Genomic DNA, 18,215 nt, shown 5'->3' with positions numbered 1-18,215 from the left:
GGAGAATCGGGCCCCAGTCACCGACGGTGGCGGGCGTATCTCCGACGCTGCCGGGCGCCCCGACGCAGAATGGGACTGCCCCGATACGATGGCCGCATCGATACGAGGAGGCACGATGAGCACGAACCCGACGCCGCCCGTCCCGGCCGGAGCGATGATGCTTGAACTCGTGATGCTGCCCGTCGCCGACATCGATCGCTCGCTCGCGTTCTACCGGGACCGGGTGGGCTTCGCCGTGGATGTCGACGTCGCGCCGGCGGAGGGAGTGCGCGTCGTCCAGCTGACGCCTCCCGGATCGTACTGCTCCGTCACCATGACGACAGGTATGGCGCAGGCGTCCTCCGAACCGGGCTCGCTCCGCGGACTGCATCTCGTCGTCGCCGACATCGAGAAGCAGCGCGCCGACCTCGTCGAGAGAGGTGTCGACGTCTCCCCCGTTCAGGACATGGGCGGCGTGCTTTACACCTGGTTCGCCGACCCGGACGGCAACACCTGGGCGCTCCAGCACATGCCCTGGCGGTCCTGAATTCAGGAGCGGCGGACGAAACGGTCGTCGAAGCGGTTCGAATGCGCCCCAGGCACAAAACGGCCCTGCGGGGCCGCACAAGACACCGATGCCGTGAGAACCGATTCGACGAACACCCCCGCGAGCACCTCCTCCAAAGCCCACGCGTGACAGAATCGACCTCGTCGAGGAGGAAGCATATGGCAGCGACCATCGGCGATGTCGCCCGGGCCGCCGGCGTCTCGCGCAGCACCGTGTCGTACGCCCTCTCCGGTAAACGCGCCATCTCGGAGGAGACACGGGACCGCATCCAGGCCGCCATCGCCGAGCTCGGCTTCACACCCAACGCGGGCGCCCGCGCCCTGGCGACGTCGCAGACGAACGTCCTCGGCCTGTACCTGCAGTTCCAGGAGGACGAGTTCGCGCCCGCGATGCTCCAGTACGTCCTCCCTGTCTCGACCACTGCGCGCGAGAACGGCTACGACCTGCTGATGGTGACGGATGCGGATCGGGTGAACGCCGTCATCCGCACCACCTCCTCCGCCATGGTCGACGGTGTCGTGCTGCTGGACGTCACCTACGACGACGCCCGGCTTCCTGCGCTGAGGGAGGCTTCACAGCCGGCCGTACTGATCGGGTACGCCCGCAACGGCGAGGGCTTCGACTCGTACGACCTGGACTTCGGCGAGGCCGCTCGGCTCATCGTCGACCACTTGGCGGAGCTCGGCCACCGGGACATCGTGCTGATCACTCCGCCGCAGCACGTCTACGACCGCGGCGGCTCGTACGCCTGGCGGTTCCGCGATGCGGCGCTGGAGCGCGCCGCGCGGCACGGGATCCGGGTCACCGCGCACTACGGCGACTCCCGCCAGCCCGGCATCGAGCACTCGCTGGATGCGGCGCTGACCGAATCCCCGGACGCCACGGCGCTCGTGATCCACAACGACGCGACCATCGCCGCGCTTCCGGCCTACCTGGACAAGCGGGGGCGGCGCGTGCCCGAGGATCTGTCGGTCGTCGGGGTCTTCTCGCAGGAGTTCGGGCAGGCGTTCTCGCTGCCCTACACCGCCGCCGAGACCTCGCCGGACGCGCTCGGCCATGAGGCGGTGCGGCAGCTGATCCGCCGGATCGCCTCGCCGGAGGAGGCCGGCGAGCCCCGCGTGCGGTTCATCGAGCCTGTCCTGGTGGACCGGGGCAGCACCCGTCCGCTCGCCTGAGAACAGGCGACCTACGCCTCCCGCGCGCATCTATCTGACCAATCGAACCGCTTCGACTTGTCACAGCCCCTACTCGGCGCTACAGTAATCGAACCGGTTCGACGATGAAGGCCTGAGGAGGTGCCCGTTGGCGATCACGATCACCGACGTCGCCCGCCACGCGGGTGTCTCGCCGAGCACGGTCTCGTACGCGCTGTCCGGCAAACGCTCCATTTCTCCCTCCACCCGGGCCCGCATCGACGAGGCCATCTCGGCGCTCGGCTTCACCGCCAACGCCGGCGCCCGGGCCCTCGCCACCTCGCAGACGATGGTGATCGGCCTGCTCACCCAGTTCCACCAGGACGAGTTCGCCCCGGCGATGCTCCAGTACGTCCTTCCGGTCTCGGACACCGCCCGCGAACTGGGCTACGACATCCTGCTGGTCACCGAGACCGACGCAACGGAAGCTCTTCGCCGGGTGACCAGCGCCGGGATGGTCGACGGCGTCGTGCTGCTCGACGTCATCCACGACGACCCCCGGCTCGACACCCTTCGTGCCGCGCCCCAGCCGGGAGCCCTGGTCGGCCTCCCGAAGCGCACAGAGGGACTCGACGTCTTCGACCTCGACTTCGGCGAATCCGCGCGCATCCTCGTGGACCACCTCTACGGGCTCGGGCACCGCGAGATCATCGTCGTGTCGCCGCCGAAGCACGTCTTCGATCGCGGCGGCGCCTACGGCTGGCGGTTCCGGGATGCGGCCCTCGAGCGGGCCGCGCGCTACGGCATCCAGATGCACCCGTACTTCGGCGAGGCGCAGCAGCCGGCGATCGGTCAGAGCATGAACGCCATCCTGGACGCCCGGCCCACGGCGACGGCGCTGATCGTCCACAACGACGCAACGATCGCCGCGCTGCCGTCCATCCTCGCCGCACGCGGCACGCGGGTTCCCGCCGACCTGTCGGTCGTCAGCCTGTACTCCAAAGACTTCGGGCGAGCCTTCTCGCTGCCGTACACGGCGGTCGAGAGCTCCCCCGATCAGCTGGGCCAGCACGCGGTCCGGCAACTGGTGCGACGGATCACGTCGCCCGAGCTCGCGGGAGCTCCGGTGACCCGGTTCATCGCACCCGAACTGACGATCCGCGGGAGCACCGAATGAACCCGAACAGACACGCAGCGCCGCACATCCCCACCGGCGCTCCCCGGATCCCGAAACGACAGCACTGCACGATTCAAGGAGGAATACTGTGATCGCACACAAAGGGGCCCGCCTCATCGGCGCGGCCGTTCTGACCGCCGCCGTCATCGGCGGCGTCACCGCCTGCTCCGGCTCCGGCTCGGGCTCCAGCAGCAGCGCCGGAGGAACCTACACGTTCTGGGACCCGTACCCGCAGTTCGACGCCTCGGCCGACTGGACGAAGCTCGTCGAGCAGTGCGGGACGGAGGCCGGCGTCACCGTCAAGCGCACCGGTTTCGACACCAGCGACCTGACCAACAAGGCGCTGCTCGCCGGGCAGCAGGGCAGCTCTCCAGACCTGCTCCTCGTGGACAACCCGGTCGTCTCGACGCTCGCCGACGCGGGCATCCTGACCAGCACGTCCGAGAACAAGCTGGACACGTCCAGCATCCAGAAGAACATCCTCGCCGCCGGCCAGGTCGACGGGAAGACCTACGGCGTCCCGATCGGCGCCAACACGCTCGCCCTGTACTACAACAAGGCCGTGCTGAACGCGGCGGGAGTCGACCCGGCCACGATCAAGGACTGGTCGAGCCTCACGGACGCGCTGGGGAAGGTGACCGCCGCCGGCAAGAAGGGCATCACCTTCTCTGCCATCGGGACGGAGGAGGGCAGCTTCCAGTTCCTCCCCTGGTTCTGGGGCTCCGGAGCCGACCTGAAGCACCTGGACTCCAGCAAGGCCGTGCAGGCGCTGACCCTGTGGACGGACTGGGTGAAGAAGGGCTACGCGCCCAACTCGGTGATCAACAACACGCAGACCACCTCCTGGCAGGAGTTCGCCACGGGTGACTACGCGTTCGGCGAGAACGGCACCTGGCAGCTCGGCAACGTCAAGAAGGCCGGCATCGACTACGGCATCCTCACCGTCCCGGGCATCGACGGAGGCGCAGCCCCTGCACCGACCGGCGGCGAGTTCATGACGCTCCCGGTGCAGAAGGATACGAGCCGGTACGCGACCTCGAAGAAGATCGCCGACTGCCTCACCAGCACGAAGAGCTTCGTGAAGACCGACACCACGCTCTCGTACATCGCCCCCACCGAGGCGGCGCAGAAGGAGCAGGTCGCCGCGAACCCCGAGCTCAAGCCGTGGGTGGATGCGGTGGCCGCCGCCAAGGGCCGCACCAGCGACAACCTCGGCACCAAGTACCCGAAGATCTCGCAGCAGCTGTGGGGCGCGGTGCAGAACGCACTCAGCGGATCCCAGACTCCGGAGGCGGCGCTCAAGGCCGCCCAGAGCGCGGCCGAGGCAGCAACCAAGTAACTCCCCGAAAGCACGAGACATGACGACGACACAGACAGCGCTGCGCGGTCCCGTGCGGGGCGAGGGCGGGACGGCCGACACGGCCGCCCCGCCCCGGGCCCGCCGGCGGCGGTCCGGCCAGTGGGCGGCCTGGGCGTTCCTCGCCCCGGTCGTGATCTACCTGGTGGTGTTCTACGCCTTCCCGCTCTACCGCAACATCGAGTTGAGCGTCCGCGACTACACGGTCCGGTCGTTCGTGCAGGGCGACGCCCCCTTCGTCGGCCTGGACAACTATGTGAAGATCTTCCAGAACCCGACGTTCGGGCCGGCGATCCTGCACACCGCAGTGTTCACCGTGGTCTCCATCGCCTTCCAGTTCACGATCGGGATGGCGCTCGCGGTCTTCTTCCACCAGAACTTCCGGCTGTCGGCCACGCTCCGGGCGCTGTTCCTCGTGCCGTGGCTGCTCCCGCTGATCGTCTCGGCCTCCACCTGGTCGTGGATGCTGAACAGCGACTCCGGTGTGGTCAACGCCGCCCTCGAAGCCGTCGGCCTCCCGGGCATCAACTGGCTCACCTCCCCCGACTGGGCGCTGACGAGCGTGACCATCGCGAACATCTGGATCGGCATCCCGTTCAACCTCGTGATCCTGTATTCGGGCCTCCAGAACATCCCCTCGGAGCTCTACGAGGCCGCAGCGCTCGACGGCGCGAACGGGTGGCAGAAGTTCTGGCGGATCACCTTCCCGCTGCTGCGGCCGGTGTCGGCCATCACCCTGCTGCTCGGCCTCGTCTACACGCTCAAGGTCTTCGACATCATCTGGATCATGACCCGTGGAGGCCCCGGCACGTCGTCGACGACCCTCGCGACCTGGTCGTACCAGCTCGGCTTCGCCTCCACGCTCCCCGACTTCAGCCCGGCAGCGGCGGTCGGCAACGTGCTCATCGTCATCGCCCTGGTGTTCGGCATCATCTACATCCGCACGCAGCGAAAGCAGGACCTCGCATGAACGGCCGGCGACCCTGGTGGAAGACGGTGGTGGGCGTCGTGCTCACCATCCTGATGCTCTTCCCGGTCTACTGGATGATCAACGTCTCGCTGACGCCGACGACGGAGATGCGCAAGAGCCCGCCCAGCCTGTTCCCGCTGCACCCGACCTTCGAGGGCTACCAGGCCGTCCTCAGCCAGCAACTCCCCTATCTCGGGACGAGCCTGCTGATCGGGCTCGGGACGGTCGTCCTCGCCGTCGCCCTCGCCGCCCCGGCCGCGTATTCGCTCGCGAAGCTGCGGCCGAAGGGACGCGGAACGCTCAACTTCATCCTGCTGATCGCGCAGATGATCCCCGGCATCATCATGGCGATGGGGTTCTACGCGATCTACCTGAACCTCGGCATCCTGAACACGATCTGGGGCCTGATCATCGCCGACTCCACCATCGCGGTGCCATTCGGCGTCCTGATCTTCTCGGCCTTCATGGCGGGAATCCCGGACGAGCTGATGAACGCGGCCCGGATCGACGGCGCCGGCACCTGGCGCACGTTCCGCTCGATCGTGCTCCCGGTCAGCCGCAACTCGATCGTGACGGTCTCGCTGTTCGCGTTCCTGTGGGCGTGGTCTGACTTCATCTTCTCGTCCACGCTGAACAGCGGAGGGACGCTGCAGACGATCACGCTGGGCATCTACAAGTACATCGGCAACAACAACCAGGAGTGGAACGCGATCATGGCAACGGCCGTCGTCGCCTCCATCCCGGCGGCCGTGCTGCTCGTCATCGCGCAGAAGTACGTCGCTGCCGGCGTCACGGCGGGGGCGGTGAAGGATTGAGCGGCGACGACTTCTCGTTCGACGACGTCTCGTTCGACGACTTCTCGTTCGACATCGGCGAGGTACCGTTCTCGCGCCGGGGCGCGTGGCTGGATCTGTCGCGTGTGACCGGGCTGCACACGGTCGCCGATCACATCCACCTGGTCAGCCACACCCGCGGGATCCACCCGGTCTTCCGGCTCGAGCCGCAGCTCGACGGACTGTCCGCGGAGGCGGACGTCCGGGCGACGCCCTCCGTGCTGACCTGGTCGACGGCGTCCGGTGCAGTGGAGGCGGCCTTCGACGGGTCGGCCATCCGGTTCCGCGGGCGCGGGCTGGGGCTCACGTTCGTCGCGCCCGATGAGCTGACACCCTTCACCGGCGGCTACCTGTTCGTCGACCCGTTCGACGGGGCCGCGACGCTCACCAGCTACGAGTCGGGAAGGCGGTACCGCTTCACCGTCCTCGCCGGTCGTCCGGAGATCGTCGGCGCCGAGCGGGTGGGCGCGAGCGAGCGCTCGGTGAGCTTCGGCTCGACGGATGCCTGGGACGTGCTCGTCGAAGAGATCGAGACGAGTGCTGCACCGGCCGTTTCGACGATTGCTTTCGACCAGGTGGTAGATGCGCGCAGTGCCGAATTCCGCGACTACTGCGACGGCCTCCTCGCCGGCGAGCCCACTCCGACCGCGATCAAGGCCGCGTACGTGCTGTGGTCCGCGACGGTCGCCCCGGCCGGCTTCGTGACGCGGGAGGCCATCCTGATGTCGAAGCACTGGATGGACAAGGTGTGGAGCTGGGACCACTGCTTCAACGCCCTCGCGCTCGCTCCCGTCGACTCGGATGCGGCTCTCGACCAGTTCCTGCTCCCGTTCGACCACCAGACCGAGTCCGGCGCGCTGCCTGACTCGGTGACGCACTCCGAGGTGCTCTACAACTTCGTGAAGCCGCCCATCCACGGCTGGGCGTTCGCGCAACTGCGCGCCCGGGCCGCGCGTCCGTACAGCCGGCGACAGCTGGAGGAGGTGCACGGACACCTGGCCGCCTGGACCCGGTTCTGGCTGGACCACCGCCGGGCGCCGGGCCACGCCCTCCCGTACTATCAGCACGGCAACGACAGCGGCTGGGACAACTCCACCACCTTCGATCAGGGGGGCGTCATCGAGTCACCCGACCTTGCCGCCTTCCTCATCCTGCAACTGGGCGTCCTCGCCGACCTGTCCGCAGAGCTCGGACTCCCGGCGTCGGGCTGGTCCGCAGAGGAGGCCGATCTCCGCGCCGCGCTCTTCGACGAGCTGTGGACCGGGGAGCACTTCGTGGCGCGCTCGGTCTCCACCGGCGACCCCACGACGACGAGCAGTCTGCTCAACGCGCTGCCGATCGTGCTGGGTGAGCAGCTTCCCGCCGAGGTGGCCGAGCAGCTCGCGGCGACGATCGCGGGCCACCTCACCGAGTGGGGCCCGGCGACCGAGCCGCTCGACTCCCCCCTCTATGAGGACGACGGCTACTGGCGGGGGCCCATCTGGGCTCCCGCCACCGTCCTGATCGAGGACGGCCTGCGCCGCGCCGGGCGCTCGGCGCTGGCCGACCGCGTCGCCGCCTCGTTCGCCGCGACCTGCGAGGCCTCGGGATTCGCCGAGAACTTCGACGCGCGCACCGGCGCCGGCCTCCGCGACCGCGCGTACAGCTGGACGGCGAGCGCCTACCTCACCCTGCGCGCCGACGCGCTGGCCCGCACCGCATCCCCGACCCTCTCTGGAGCGCAATGACCGACACCATCGACCGCACCATCCTGGGCGGTCCCGTCGCTCCCCGCTCCTCCGTCCTGCGCCCGCTGGACCCGAGCGAACTCCGGATCGTCGGCGGCTTCTGGGGTGAGCAGCAGGAGCTCAACGCGACCGCGATCATCGGCCACTGCCTGACCTGGATGGAGCGCATCGGCTGGATCGGCAACTTCGACCGGGCGGCCGAAGGCACGGTCGCGGAGCACCACGACGGAATCGAGTTCGTCGACTCGGAGGTCTACAAGCTTCTCGAGGCCATGGCCTGGGAGCTCGGGCGCTCCGGCGACCCCGCGCTGGAGGCAACCTATCTGCGGCTCGTCGACCGGGTCGCCGGTGCCCAGGAGGCCGACGGCTACCTCCACACGTCCTTCGGCCGGCCCGGACAGCGTCCCCGGTACTCGGACCTGGAGTGGGGGCACGAGCTGTACTGCTTCGGCCACCTCTTCCAGGCGGCGGTCGCGCGCCACAGGACGGGCCACGCGGACACCCTCGTGGAGGTCGCACGGCGGCTCGCGGACCACGTGTACGTCGAGTTCGGCCCGGACGGGCGCGACGCGGTCTGCGGGCACCCGGAGGTCGAGACCGCGCTCATGGAGCTGGGACGTGCGCTGGACGAGCAGCGCTACCGGGAGCTGGCGCGCATCCTCATCGAGCGACGCGGGCGGAGGCGGCTGAAGACGACGCTCTTCCAAGGGAGCGAGTACTTCCTCGACGATGTGCCGGTGCGGGATGCCGAGGTCCTGCGCGGCCACGCGGTCCGCGCGATGTACCTGGCCGCGGGGGCGACCGACGTCGCCGCCGAATTCGGCGACGCCGAGCTGCTCGACGCGCTCCGCACGCAGTGGGACAACACCGTCGCCCGGCGCACCTACCTCACCGGCGGAATCGGCTCGCACCATCAGAACGAGGAGTTCGGGAGCGACTTCGAGCTCCCGGCCGACCGCGCCTACGCCGAGACGTGCGCGGCGATCGGCTCCGTCATGTTCAGCTGGCGGCTGCTCCTGCAGACCGGGGAGGCGAAGTACGCCGACCTGATCGAGCGCACGCTGCTGAACGCGGTGCTGGTGTCGCCGCGCGAGGACGGCAGGGCCTTCTACTACGCGAACACGCTGCACCAGCGGTCCCAGGGGTCCATCCCCGCCGAGGACGAGGTGAGCGAGCGGGCCGAATCCAGCATGCGCGCGCCCTGGTTCGAGGTCTCCTGCTGCCCGACGAACGTCGCGCGGACGCTCGCGAGCGCCGCCTCCTACATCGCCACGGCGACCGACGACGGGATCCAGCTGCACCAGTTCGCCGATGCGGAGATCGAGACGACCGTCGCGAGCGGCACCGTGCGGATCCGTGTCGAGAGCGGCGGGTACCCGTACGCGGGCACGCCGTCCGTCTCGGTGCGGTCCGACGGCGAGGTGGAGGTGAGCATCCGCATCCCGGCGTGGGCCGAAGGTGCGCGTGCCCGGTTCGGGGAGGAGGTCGTGCCGATCGTCGACGGGTACGCCCGCATCCGCGCCTCCTTCGCAGCGGGCGACCGCATCCTCCTGGAGCTACCGATGGAGCCGCGGCTGACCTATCCGGACGCACGGATCGACGCCCTCCGCGGGACGGTCGCCGTGGAGCGCGGGCCGCTCGTGCTGTGCGCCGAATCCGCGGACCTCCCCGCGGGCGTGGACGTCGACCGCATCAGCATCGACCCGTCGCAGCCTCCACAGGGCACGGCGGATGGCGCCTCAGCCGTCATCGCGATCGCCGAGCCGCAGGAGTCGTCGTGGCCGTACGGCGAGCGCCCCGCAGGGGGATCGGCGACCGCTGCGACGACCGCGACCGTGCCGCTCATCCCGTACCACCGCTGGGCCAATCGCGGCCCGAGCACGATGCGCGTCTTCCTGCCGATCGCCGCTCGCTGATCGCTGATCGCTGATCGCTGATCGCGCGGAGGCACGATTCGTGACGAATCGGGGCTCTCCCGCAGCAGAGTGCCCGATTCGTCACGAATCGGCGCTCTCGCGGAGCAGAGTGCCCGATTCGTCACGAATGTGCCGAGCATCGGGCAGACTCGAGCCGGGAGGGACCGCATGAGACGCATCGGACTGCTGGGCGGTATGAGCTGGGAGAGCAGCGCTCTGTACTACCGGCTCATCAACGAGGGCGTGCGGGACCGCCTCGGCGGACTGCACTCCGCGGACCTCGTGCTCATCTCCGTCGACTTCGCCGAGGTCGAGCGGCTGCAGTCGGAGGGCGAGTGGGAGCAGGCGGCGTCTCTCCTCGCCGCCGAAGCGACCCGGCTCGAGCGCGCCGGTGCGGAGTGCATCGTCGTGTGCACCAACACCATGCACAAGGTCGCCGATCAGGTCCAGCAGGCCGTGCGGGTCCCGCTCATCCACATCGGCGACGTGACGGCGCGGGCGGTGGTGGCCGCAGGGGTCGGCACCGTCGCCCTGCTCGGCACACGGTTCACCATGCGAGAGCTTCTACACGGAGCGGCTGGAGGCGCAGGGGCTGCAGGTTCTCGTCCCCCCGCCCGATGTCCAAGCCGAGCTGGACGGGATCATCTACTCGGAGCTCGTCCGCGGGGTCGTGACGGAGCCCTCCCGCGAGGCGTACCGACACGCGATGGCCGACCTCGTCCGGGACGGCGCCACCGGCGTGATCCTGGGCTGCACCGAGATCGAACTGCTGGTGCGGCCGGAGGACTCCCCCGTCCCGACGTTCCCGACCACCGCTCTGCATGCCCGAGCCGCCGTGGAGTTCGCCCTCGGGTGAACACGCAAGCCCCGTGCACGAACGTCGAGCGGAGTCTGCGCGCCCGTCACCGCGCCGCGCCGACGGCGCGCTGCAGGTCCTTCCGGTGGTCCCGGAGCCACTGCGCGCGACGCAGGATGCGGTCGCCGGCACCCTCTTCCCACATCCGCAGCCAGCCTCCGCCCATCGTCTCGGCGCGCCACTTCATCAGGAACCAGGACCGGTCCGCGAGGTTGGAGGCGAGCTCGACGAGGTTCGAGCGCTCAGCCTCCTCCAGACCGTAGGCAGTGACGATCAGCGCTCCGGCGACGGCCGGGTCGACGTCGCGGGTCGCAGCCTCGCGGTCTGCTTCCGGCATCCATCCGCCCCACCACAGGAGCATGTTGGACACCTCTTCCGCCCGTGTGGCGGGCCGCGCCAGGTCGAAGTCGATGAGAGCCCAGGCGCGACCGTCACGGAAGACGACGTTCTCGGGCGTGATGTCGAGGTGCCCGATGAACGTCGGCGGCCCGGCGATCGGCGCCGGAAGGCCCGCGATGTCCGGCGAATACGGCCGTTCGGCCCACGGAGGCACCCCGAGCGGTTCCATCGCGTCGTCGAACTCTCGCACGAGGCGTGCAACGCTGGCGACTCGCTCGGGATCCGCCACCCAACCGGGCCACGGACGGCCGGCGACCTCGCCCTCCACGAAGTCGAGGATGTCGCGGTCCTCCTCGTCGACCCCGAGGAAGCGCGGCGCACCCACGAACCCCACGTCGTGCAGGTGCGCGAGCACGCGACGGACGACCGTGGATGTGTCGCTCACCGGCCGCCGCACGGTGCGCCCCACCCGGACGACGCCTTCCGTCACGTCCCCGCCGGCGAGCGGAAGCTCGAGGTGCTCCGGGTCGGTCGTCATGGCGCGAGTCTAGCCAGCGCGATCCACACCTAGTCCGCCTGAATCACTCCGACGCGGTCAGGCGGGCGAAGTCCAGCAGCCGCTGCTGCGAGGCCGCGTAGGAGGTCGCGGAAGGCACATCCCGTCGCTCCTGGATCGCCTGGGCCACCTCCACCGCCGCGTCGATCGCCACCCGGTACGGCAGAGAGCCCGTGCTCACCCGCCTCACGCCGAGGCTCTGCAGGTCGTCGAGGGTGAGGCCGGGCACCACCAGAACGTTGAGCGGCAGAGGGATGGCCGCAGCGAGTTCCGCGATGGTCCCCGGATCGGTGACCCCCGGCACGAAAACCCCGTCCGCCCCGGCGTCCGCGTAGGCCAGTGCGCGCCGCGTCACGGCCTCCACCGTGTCGTCCTCGTGGAACCAATACGAGTCGACGCGTGCGTTGACGAACACGTCGGGCGCGGCCCGCTTGACGGCGGCGATCTTGGCTACCGGGATGGCCGGGTCGACGAGCCGGCCGGCCGCCGAGTCCTCCAGGTTCACGCCGTCGACGCCGAGCCCGGCGACGAGGCCGGCGACCTCCGCCGGGTCGTCGCTGAAGCCGTCCTCGATGTCCGCCGTCACGAACACCGGCAACACGGTCATCGCGCGGATGAGGGTGATCGTCGCCTCCCGGCCCGCGCCCTGTGCATCCGGTCGCCCACTCGCGGCGTTGACGCCGAAGCTGGTCGTACCGATCGCAGGGAAGCCGGCCGCCGCGAACGCCAGCGCCGACCCGACGTCCCAGGCGTTGGGCAGCAGAAACGGCTCGTCGGCGTAATGCAGTTCGCGGAACGTCATGGTGTCCCTTCCAGGAGGAGGGTATCGCCGGGAGGTCACCCGTGAGTAGGCCCGCGACCGCGCTCGGGCTGGCACACGCGACGCTATGCGTCGCTCCAGACCGGCCGCGCCTGCGCCGCAAGGGCGATCAGCGGGGCACTGTCGAGCACGACATGGGACTCCGGCACGTCGAGCGCCGGCCACTGGACGACGACCTCGATCGGGCCGGCGGGAGGCAGCGGCCACAGCCACAGGGCGTCGTCGAACCGGTAGCTGTCTTCGCCGCCTCCACCGCCTCCGCCGGTCTGCGTGAGGGTGTGCCGCTCCGGTGGGGAGTCGAACATTCCGGCCGACCAATCGGCGATCAGTTTCTGGCCGTCACCGAGGACAGCGCCGTAGCGGAGACGATCAGGGTCATGGCCCATGAAATGGCCGTGCATCTGGTTGTGCATTTCCTGCCACTCGCGACGGGTCGTACCGCCACGGCGGATGCGGCGATCTATGGCGAACTCGACGCCGTTGCTATAGACGCGCGCCATGGTCAGGATGACAGCGACCGTGTCGTTGATCGCGATCGTCTCACCGACGGGGAAGATCGCCGCGAGTTCGCCGTCTGATGGCTTCCACCACGGCTGCGAGACATGGTTGGCGGGTTCGATCTCGTCTTCGGCTGGATCCGGGGGAAAGAAGTTCACGGTCGCCAGCCGAGCACATTGCCGGGTGCTCACGCAAGGACCGGCGTGCCGTTCGGGCGGCTCGGACTGTGATCGGATCGTGCGCCTCGTGCGCGACCAGTGCGGGCAGTGTGGGGCGCCTGGCTCCGGATGGACGCCACGGGTCCCACATCGAGGAGACCGGCCAGCTAGCGGCTGGTCGACGAGATTGCGGTCCTGAACTCAGGAGAAACGACGCAAATCGTCCTCCATGTCCTGAATAAAGGACGTGAGACACCCGAGGAGGCCGAATCTCCTGAATACAGGACGCACACCGCGCACCGCACGCCGGCCACGGCCCGCCGCGTCGGTCGCGCGCGATGCCGGACACCGGGCCGATCAGGGGTGCCCTCCCAGTACACCCTTCGTCAGGGACTCCCTCACCGCCCGGAACCGGCCGAGGCTGGTCGCATCCGACCCCGAGAAGGAGAGCACTATGCGTGGTGTCATCATGTACGCGCCCGGCGACGTCCGCGTCGAGGAGCGCGAGGACCCGACGATCATCGACCCGACCGACGCCGTCGTCCGACTGGCCGCGACCTGCATCTGCGGGTCCGACCTGTGGCCCTACCGCGGCGCCGACCAGCCTGACCACCAGAAGATGGGCCACGAATACGTCGGCGTCGTCGAAGAAGTCGGCAGCGACGTGAAGACGATCAAGGCGGGCGATTTCGTCGTCGGATCGTTCGTCATCTCCGACGGCACCTGCGAGATCTGCCGCTCCGGGTTCCCGTCCAGCTGCGTTCACCGCATCTTCGTCGACAGCGCGATCGGCACTCAGGCCGAGAAGGCGCGCATCCCGTTCGCCGACGGCACCCTGGTCGCGACACCCGGTCAGCCGGACGCCGACCTCATCCCGCACCTGCTCGCCGCCTCCGATGTACTGGGCACCGGATGGTTCGCGGCTGTCGCTGCTGAAGCCGGGCCCGGCAAGACGGTCGCCGTGGTCGGCGACGGTGCGGTCGGCCTGATGGGCGTCCTCGCCGCCAAGCAGCTCGGCGCCGAACGCATCATCGCCATGTCCCGGCACGCGGACCGTCAGGAGCTGGCGCGCCACTTCGGCGCGACCGACATCGTCGAAGAGCGCGGCGACGCCGGTGTGGCGAAGATCAAGGAGCTCACCGACGGACTGGGAGCGCACTCGGTCATCGAAGCGGTCGGCAACCAGGAGTCCATGCTGCAGGCGATCGGAGCGACCCGTCCCGGCGGCAACGTCGGATTCGTCGGCGTCACCCACGACGTGAACCTCCCCGGAGATGCGCTGTTCTTCTCGCAAGTGCAGATCCTCGGCGGGCCGGCTCCTGTCCGTCGGTTCCTTCCCGACCTCATCCAGCTCATCTGGGACCGGAGGATCGACCCGGGCGCCGTCTTCGACCTCACCCTCCCGCTCGACGAGGCGGCCGAAGGCTACAAGGCGATGGATGAGCGCCGTGCCACCAAGGTCCTGCTGACCCTCTGACCGCGCGCAGGGAGGACAATCGATACCAACCAGGTCGACCGACAGGAGGAGCACCGTGAGCCACCGGAGTCATGAGCGCGAAGCACGGGCCGAAGCGCAGGCCGAGGCCCAGGCCGGGGCGGCCCTCGAAGCGACCGAGACCGACGACACCTCGGTGGACGCGGACGAGGACCTCGAATCCGAGGAGGAGCCCGGGTAGCTACTCGCTAGCTCCGGGCCAGGAACGGGTCGATCGCCGCCCAGGTCGCCTCCGGCGCTTCGAGGTGCGGGAGGTGTCCGGCCGCCGCGATCTCGACGAACTCTGCACCGGGCACGGCGTCGGCCACAGCCCGGCCATACGCGGGGGTGACGATCCCATCGCTGGCGCCCCAGACCATCAGGGCAGGGACCTTCACGGTGTCGAGGCGAGCCAGCAGGGTGGGATCGCTCATGCCCGTCCCTGCGATGACGGCCATCGTGCGTCCGTTCCCCTGCTGGATCGCGCGCTGCTCGTCCGTGAACGCCGCCGGGTCGCGGTAGCCGCGCTCGGGGTCGTGCCAGGCGACCTCGGCGAGGCCGCGGGCGTCGAGAGTGAAGAAGTCCGCGATCGGCTGTCCCTCCACCACCGCGCCGACGCCGTCGATGTCGACCACAGCGGCGATCAGTCCGGCGAAGCGATCGTCGGCCGCGGCCTGAAGGGCCAGCTCCAGCGCGATCCAGCCTCCGATCGACGAACCGACCAGGACAATGTCGTGCTCGCCGCGCTCGTGGAGCCACCCGAGATACGCCTGCGCCAGGTCCCGGACGGAGGCGATCGAGTCGGGCCGCGGCGTTCCCTCCCACCCGGGATGCGTCGGGGCCACGGCGTGCATGGTGCTCGCGAGGTGGCCCACGATGGGCGCCACAGTCTGCGGTCCGCCGCCACCATGGAGCACGAGGGCCGTGCGCGCGCCGGGATCGCCGGCCTGGATGAGGGGAAGGTCTCGGGGAAGCAGGGAGGTCATGATGTGCTCATCTCAACATGTTTATATACGGGTGTTGATACAGTAACACCATGACGACGGACCTGGAAGTGCTCGGCCTGGAGGTCAAGCGAGCGCAGTACCGCAACCACCGCACGATGGATGCCGCACTGCACGACGTCGGCATCACTCTCGTCCAGTGGGATGCGCTGCGCGCCATCGAGCGGATGCCCGGCGGCTCAGGGCACGACCTGGCGGTAGCGACCTTCCAGAGCGACCAGTCGTTCAGCGCCCTGGCCACCCGGCTCATGGACCGCGGGCTCGTCACCCGCTCCGCTGGTCGTGGCCGAAGACTCGAGTACGCGCTCACCGACAGCGGCCGGGCGGCGCTCGAGGACGGCTACGACGTGGCTCGCGGAGTGCTCCACGACCTGTTCGCGCCGCTCGACGAGACACAGCGCGCCGAGCTGCTGCGCACCCTCCGACTGCTCACAGCGGACGCGTAGCCCCGAGCAGCGCGCGGGTCTCTGCGATGTATCTGTCGCTGAACGCCGGGTCGCTGACCTGCGTGGAGGCGGCCATCGGTCGACCCTTCTCGTCGTAGTAGACGCCGGTGGCGTCCGACGGGTCCGTGACGATCCTTGCGATGAGCCGGCCGGCGATCGTGGGGGTGGACCAGTACCGGATCATGGGGGCGAGCGGGGACATCACCCGCTTGGCGACGAACTGGAGGAACGGGTTCGCATCCCGCCCGAGGTCCGTGCCCGGGCTGAAGCCCGGCTCCACCGCGCGGAAGCGCAGTCGCGGAATCTCGCGGGAGAGCGCGAAGACGGTGGCGAGATTGCCCTGCTTCGAGGAGGCGTAGGCGTCGTAGCCGGGCCTGTTCGACCCTCCCGGCGCCCATTCGCCGCGTGCACTGGCTTCAGCAGACAGGTACCGGCCGCCGCGGAAGCCGGCCGCGACCGCGGGCCTGCGCTCGGGGTCTTCCACGCCCGAGCAGGTGAACACGACATTCGCGCCGTCCGGCAGGTGCGGGATGAGCGCCTCCGTGAACGCGAACGGTCCCAGGTGGTTCGTCGCGAACGACAGATCCCAGCCCTGCGGAGACTTCCGCTCCGCAGCGGACGGCGTGGTGGCCATCATCCCGGCGTTGTTCGCCACGCCCGCCAGGGGCAGGCCTAGCGCCGCGATCTCCGAGGCCGCGCGTCGGGCACTGCGGATGTCGGAGAAGTCGGCGACGACCGCGACCGCCTGCCCGCCCGGACGCGCCTCGATCTCGGCCGCGACCTCGTCGAGCTTGCGCCTGTCGCGTCCGACGAGCACGACCGTGCCGTGCGCGGCCAGCTCGAGGGCCGCCACGCGGCCCATACCCGAGGTCGGACCGGTGATGACCCAGGCCCGGGAGGATGCGGAAGGTGAGGGGTTCGTCATGGTGTCTCCTGAAATGTCTTGGACGGTGCGGTCAGGCGTCGGATTCGACACCGGCGAGGACGCGCCAGATGGCCTCGAACGCCGCGTCGCCGCGCGCCTCAGCGGCCTCGGGCTCGCGGATCATGGCATCCATGGTCGCGTCGGCCATCGCGCTGGTCAGGCTCAGCACGAAGCCGAGAGGTGCAACGGCCAGCGGTCCCCCCGCGCGGGCTCGCTCGACGAGCTCGGCCATCGCCCGCTGCGAGGTCTGCACCAGCCGGTGGCTGTCCTCGCTGACCTCATCGGCGACCTCGAGTTGTGCGAGAGCCCGCCGCTTCTGCGGGTTCGCTGTTGCCCACCCCAGCCACTGCGACCACATGTGTCGCAGCTGCTCACGGGTGGAGCCGTCGCCCGCCAAGCCTGCAACGGCGACAGAGCCCATCTCGGCCTTCAACTGCACGTACAGCTCGTTCAGCAGCACGGCCTTCGTCTCGAAATACACGAACACCGACCCCGAGGCGACGCCGGCACGCTTGGCGATGGATGCGGTCGGCACGCTGAGACCGTCCGCCGCTATCGCTTCAGTCGCCGCTGCGAGGATCGCAGCTTTCTTCTCGTCACTCCGGGGGCGTGCCATACTGCAACCGTATAACTGACTGAGCAGTCAGTCAACTAGGTCAAGGATCGTCAGGACGAGCGCTCCAGCTGCTGCACATCCCAGTAGACGCAGGCGACGAGCGAGTGCGCGGGACAGACAGCAGCGCCTGACTCGTCCGGAGCAGCGATGCGATCGAACTCGCCTCGAGCCTTGTCGAGCAACATCGCGAACTCGGCTTCGGTCACGACGCACTGGTCGGTGGTCAGCCATTCGCGGAGCAGAACCTCCACGTCCTGGTGGTAGACGCGGGAGTCGGCCCAGACCCGCTGGACGATGCCCGCGATCTGATCCTCGCGAGGCGCCGGCTGAGCGCCATCCATCACCGGGAAGTGCGCCGGATCCTTGTGCTTCTTCTGGTTCATGTCTTCGACCTCAGTCTTCCTGCCGGGTCTTGCGCGATCCGGGGAGGTCCGGGTCGACCAGATCGGCGTATCCGGGGTTGCGGTCGATGAAGGCCCACACGATCGGGCACAGGATCGTCACGGTCTTGCCACGGGAGCGCACGTCCTCCAGGACGCGTCGGATCAGCTCGGTGGCGACGCCCTGCCCGCGGTATTCGGGGAACACCGCGGCCGCCACCAGGACCAGCCGATCATCGGTGGCAACGTTGTAGGTCAGGCCGCCGATCACCGTGTCACCGGAGATCGCCTCATAGGTGGAGATGGCGTCGTTGTCGGTGACGAAGAGGTCGATGCCGAGCGAGTGGTCGTCCGCTGCCACTTCGTCGATGAGGACGACCTGATCCTGAGTGAGAGTGCCCACGCCATCGGGGTATCCGGCCTCATCCGGGTATTCGAAATCTGTGTCGGCCATCGCTGGTCCTTTCGCTGGGTCGATCTCGC

The 18,215-nt window shown here is 69.2% G+C and carries 20 protein-coding genes and 1 pseudogene; 13 read left to right on the top strand and 8 right to left on the bottom strand.

Annotated elements, in window-relative coordinates:
- Nucleotides 1-115: 115 nt before the first annotated feature.
- The 10 genes and pseudogenes from SB754_RS01035 to SB754_RS00990 all read left to right on the top strand — a co-directional run bounded on the left by SB754_RS01035 (nt 116) and on the right by SB754_RS00990 (nt 10,516).
- On the top strand, nt 116-526 hold the full coding sequence (locus SB754_RS01035) for a VOC family protein (protein WP_410780496.1): 411 nt from the start codon (nt 116-118) through the stop codon (nt 524-526).
- Nucleotides 527-705: 179 nt separating this feature from the next.
- Nucleotides 706-1,722 (top strand): LacI family DNA-binding transcriptional regulator, encoded by a 1,017-nt coding sequence (locus tag SB754_RS01030; RefSeq protein ID WP_410780495.1) that lies wholly within the window; start codon nt 706-708, stop codon nt 1,720-1,722.
- A gap of 127 nt (nt 1,723-1,849) precedes the next feature.
- The gene (locus SB754_RS01025) at nt 1,850-2,857 is read left to right on the top strand and encodes a LacI family DNA-binding transcriptional regulator (RefSeq protein ID WP_410780494.1); all 1,008 of its coding nucleotides are present in this window, start codon (nt 1,850-1,852) and stop codon (nt 2,855-2,857) included.
- A gap of 88 nt (nt 2,858-2,945) precedes the next feature.
- On the top strand, nt 2,946-4,196 hold the full coding sequence (locus SB754_RS01020) for an extracellular solute-binding protein (protein WP_410780493.1): 1,251 nt from the start codon (nt 2,946-2,948) through the stop codon (nt 4,194-4,196).
- Between the two features lie 19 nt (nt 4,197-4,215).
- Complete coding sequence (locus SB754_RS01015) at nt 4,216-5,184, top strand: carbohydrate ABC transporter permease (protein ID WP_410780492.1); 969 nt, start codon at nt 4,216-4,218, stop codon at nt 5,182-5,184.
- On the top strand, nt 5,181-5,999 hold the full coding sequence (locus tag SB754_RS01010) for a carbohydrate ABC transporter permease (RefSeq protein ID WP_410780491.1): 819 nt from the start codon (nt 5,181-5,183) through the stop codon (nt 5,997-5,999). The genes SB754_RS01015 and SB754_RS01010 overlap by 4 nt, the downstream gene beginning before the upstream one ends.
- Nucleotides 5,996-7,744, top strand: coding sequence for an amylo-alpha-1,6-glucosidase (locus SB754_RS01005; protein WP_410780490.1), 1,749 nt, complete (start codon nt 5,996-5,998; stop codon nt 7,742-7,744). The genes SB754_RS01010 and SB754_RS01005 overlap by 4 nt, the downstream gene beginning before the upstream one ends.
- Nucleotides 7,741-9,660: a glycoside hydrolase family 127 protein gene (locus tag SB754_RS01000; RefSeq protein WP_410780489.1), complete on the top strand. Its 1,920-nt coding sequence runs from the start codon at nt 7,741-7,743 to the stop codon at nt 9,658-9,660. The genes SB754_RS01005 and SB754_RS01000 overlap by 4 nt, the downstream gene beginning before the upstream one ends.
- A 168-nt stretch (nt 9,661-9,828) precedes the next feature.
- Nucleotides 9,829-10,194: pseudogene (locus SB754_RS00995) on the top strand (aspartate/glutamate racemase family protein); the annotation flags it as partial.
- 43 nt (nt 10,195-10,237) lie between these two features.
- Nucleotides 10,238-10,516, top strand: a complete 279-nt coding sequence (locus tag SB754_RS00990) for an aspartate/glutamate racemase family protein (RefSeq protein WP_410783239.1) — start codon at nt 10,238-10,240, stop codon at nt 10,514-10,516.
- A gap of 46 nt (nt 10,517-10,562) precedes the next feature.
- Here SB754_RS00990 and SB754_RS00985 read toward each other — a convergent pair whose 3' ends face one another.
- The 3 genes from SB754_RS00985 to SB754_RS00975 form a co-directional block, all read right to left on the bottom strand.
- Nucleotides 10,563-11,393: a phosphotransferase gene (locus SB754_RS00985; RefSeq protein ID WP_410780488.1), complete on the bottom strand. Its 831-nt coding sequence runs from the start codon at nt 11,391-11,393 to the stop codon at nt 10,563-10,565.
- A 43-nt stretch (nt 11,394-11,436) separates the two neighbouring features.
- The gene (locus tag SB754_RS00980) at nt 11,437-12,213 is read right to left on the bottom strand and encodes an isocitrate lyase/phosphoenolpyruvate mutase family protein (RefSeq protein ID WP_410780487.1); all 777 of its coding nucleotides are present in this window, start codon (nt 12,211-12,213) and stop codon (nt 11,437-11,439) included.
- Nucleotides 12,214-12,296: 83 nt separating this feature from the next.
- On the bottom strand, nt 12,297-12,887 hold the full coding sequence (locus SB754_RS00975) for a hypothetical protein (protein ID WP_410780486.1): 591 nt from the start codon (nt 12,885-12,887) through the stop codon (nt 12,297-12,299).
- A gap of 454 nt (nt 12,888-13,341) precedes the next feature.
- On the opposite strand from SB754_RS00975, the gene SB754_RS00970 reads away from it, so the two are divergent.
- A complete protein-coding gene (locus SB754_RS00970; protein ID WP_410780485.1) occupies nt 13,342-14,364 on the top strand; it encodes a zinc-dependent alcohol dehydrogenase family protein in 1,023 nt (340 codons plus the stop codon).
- Nucleotides 14,365-14,419: 55 nt separating this feature from the next.
- Nucleotides 14,420-14,563 carry a hypothetical protein gene (locus SB754_RS00965; protein ID WP_410780484.1) on the top strand — a complete coding sequence of 48 codons (144 nt, stop codon included), beginning with the start codon at nt 14,420-14,422 and terminating at the stop codon, nt 14,561-14,563.
- 7 nt (nt 14,564-14,570) lie between these two features.
- Here SB754_RS00965 and SB754_RS00960 read toward each other — a convergent pair whose 3' ends face one another.
- Nucleotides 14,571-15,347, bottom strand: coding sequence for an alpha/beta fold hydrolase (locus tag SB754_RS00960; protein WP_410780483.1), 777 nt, complete (start codon nt 15,345-15,347; stop codon nt 14,571-14,573).
- A gap of 50 nt (nt 15,348-15,397) precedes the next feature.
- Here SB754_RS00960 and SB754_RS00955 point away from each other — a divergent pair, with 50 nt between their 5' ends.
- Nucleotides 15,398-15,811 carry a MarR family winged helix-turn-helix transcriptional regulator gene (locus tag SB754_RS00955; RefSeq protein WP_410780482.1) on the top strand — a complete coding sequence of 138 codons (414 nt, stop codon included), beginning with the start codon at nt 15,398-15,400 and terminating at the stop codon, nt 15,809-15,811.
- On the opposite strand, the gene SB754_RS00950 is transcribed toward SB754_RS00955, so the two are convergent.
- From SB754_RS00950 to SB754_RS00935, 4 genes are read right to left on the bottom strand one after another with little or no spacing between them, the layout of a single operon-like run.
- The gene (locus SB754_RS00950) at nt 15,795-16,736 is read right to left on the bottom strand and encodes an SDR family NAD(P)-dependent oxidoreductase (protein WP_410780481.1); all 942 of its coding nucleotides are present in this window, start codon (nt 16,734-16,736) and stop codon (nt 15,795-15,797) included. The genes SB754_RS00955 and SB754_RS00950 overlap by 17 nt on opposite strands.
- Before the next feature lie 31 nt (nt 16,737-16,767).
- On the bottom strand, nt 16,768-17,352 hold the full coding sequence (locus SB754_RS00945; RefSeq protein ID WP_410780480.1) for a TetR/AcrR family transcriptional regulator: 585 nt from the start codon (nt 17,350-17,352) through the stop codon (nt 16,768-16,770).
- Nucleotides 17,353-17,402: 50 nt separating this feature from the next.
- Nucleotides 17,403-17,735 (bottom strand): hypothetical protein, encoded by a 333-nt coding sequence (locus SB754_RS00940; RefSeq protein ID WP_410780479.1) that lies wholly within the window; start codon nt 17,733-17,735, stop codon nt 17,403-17,405.
- Nucleotides 17,736-17,745: 10 nt separating this feature from the next.
- Complete coding sequence (locus SB754_RS00935) at nt 17,746-18,186, bottom strand: GNAT family N-acetyltransferase (RefSeq protein ID WP_410780478.1); 441 nt, start codon at nt 18,184-18,186, stop codon at nt 17,746-17,748.
- Between the last annotated feature and the right edge of the window lie 29 nt (nt 18,187-18,215).

This window comes from Leifsonia sp. SIMBA_070 (assembly GCF_046534635.1).
Taxonomy (GTDB): domain Bacteria; phylum Actinomycetota; class Actinomycetes; order Actinomycetales; family Microbacteriaceae; genus Leifsonia.
The sequence above is the reverse complement of the archived record's forward strand: the minus strand, read 5'-3'. Positions and strand labels throughout refer to the sequence as shown.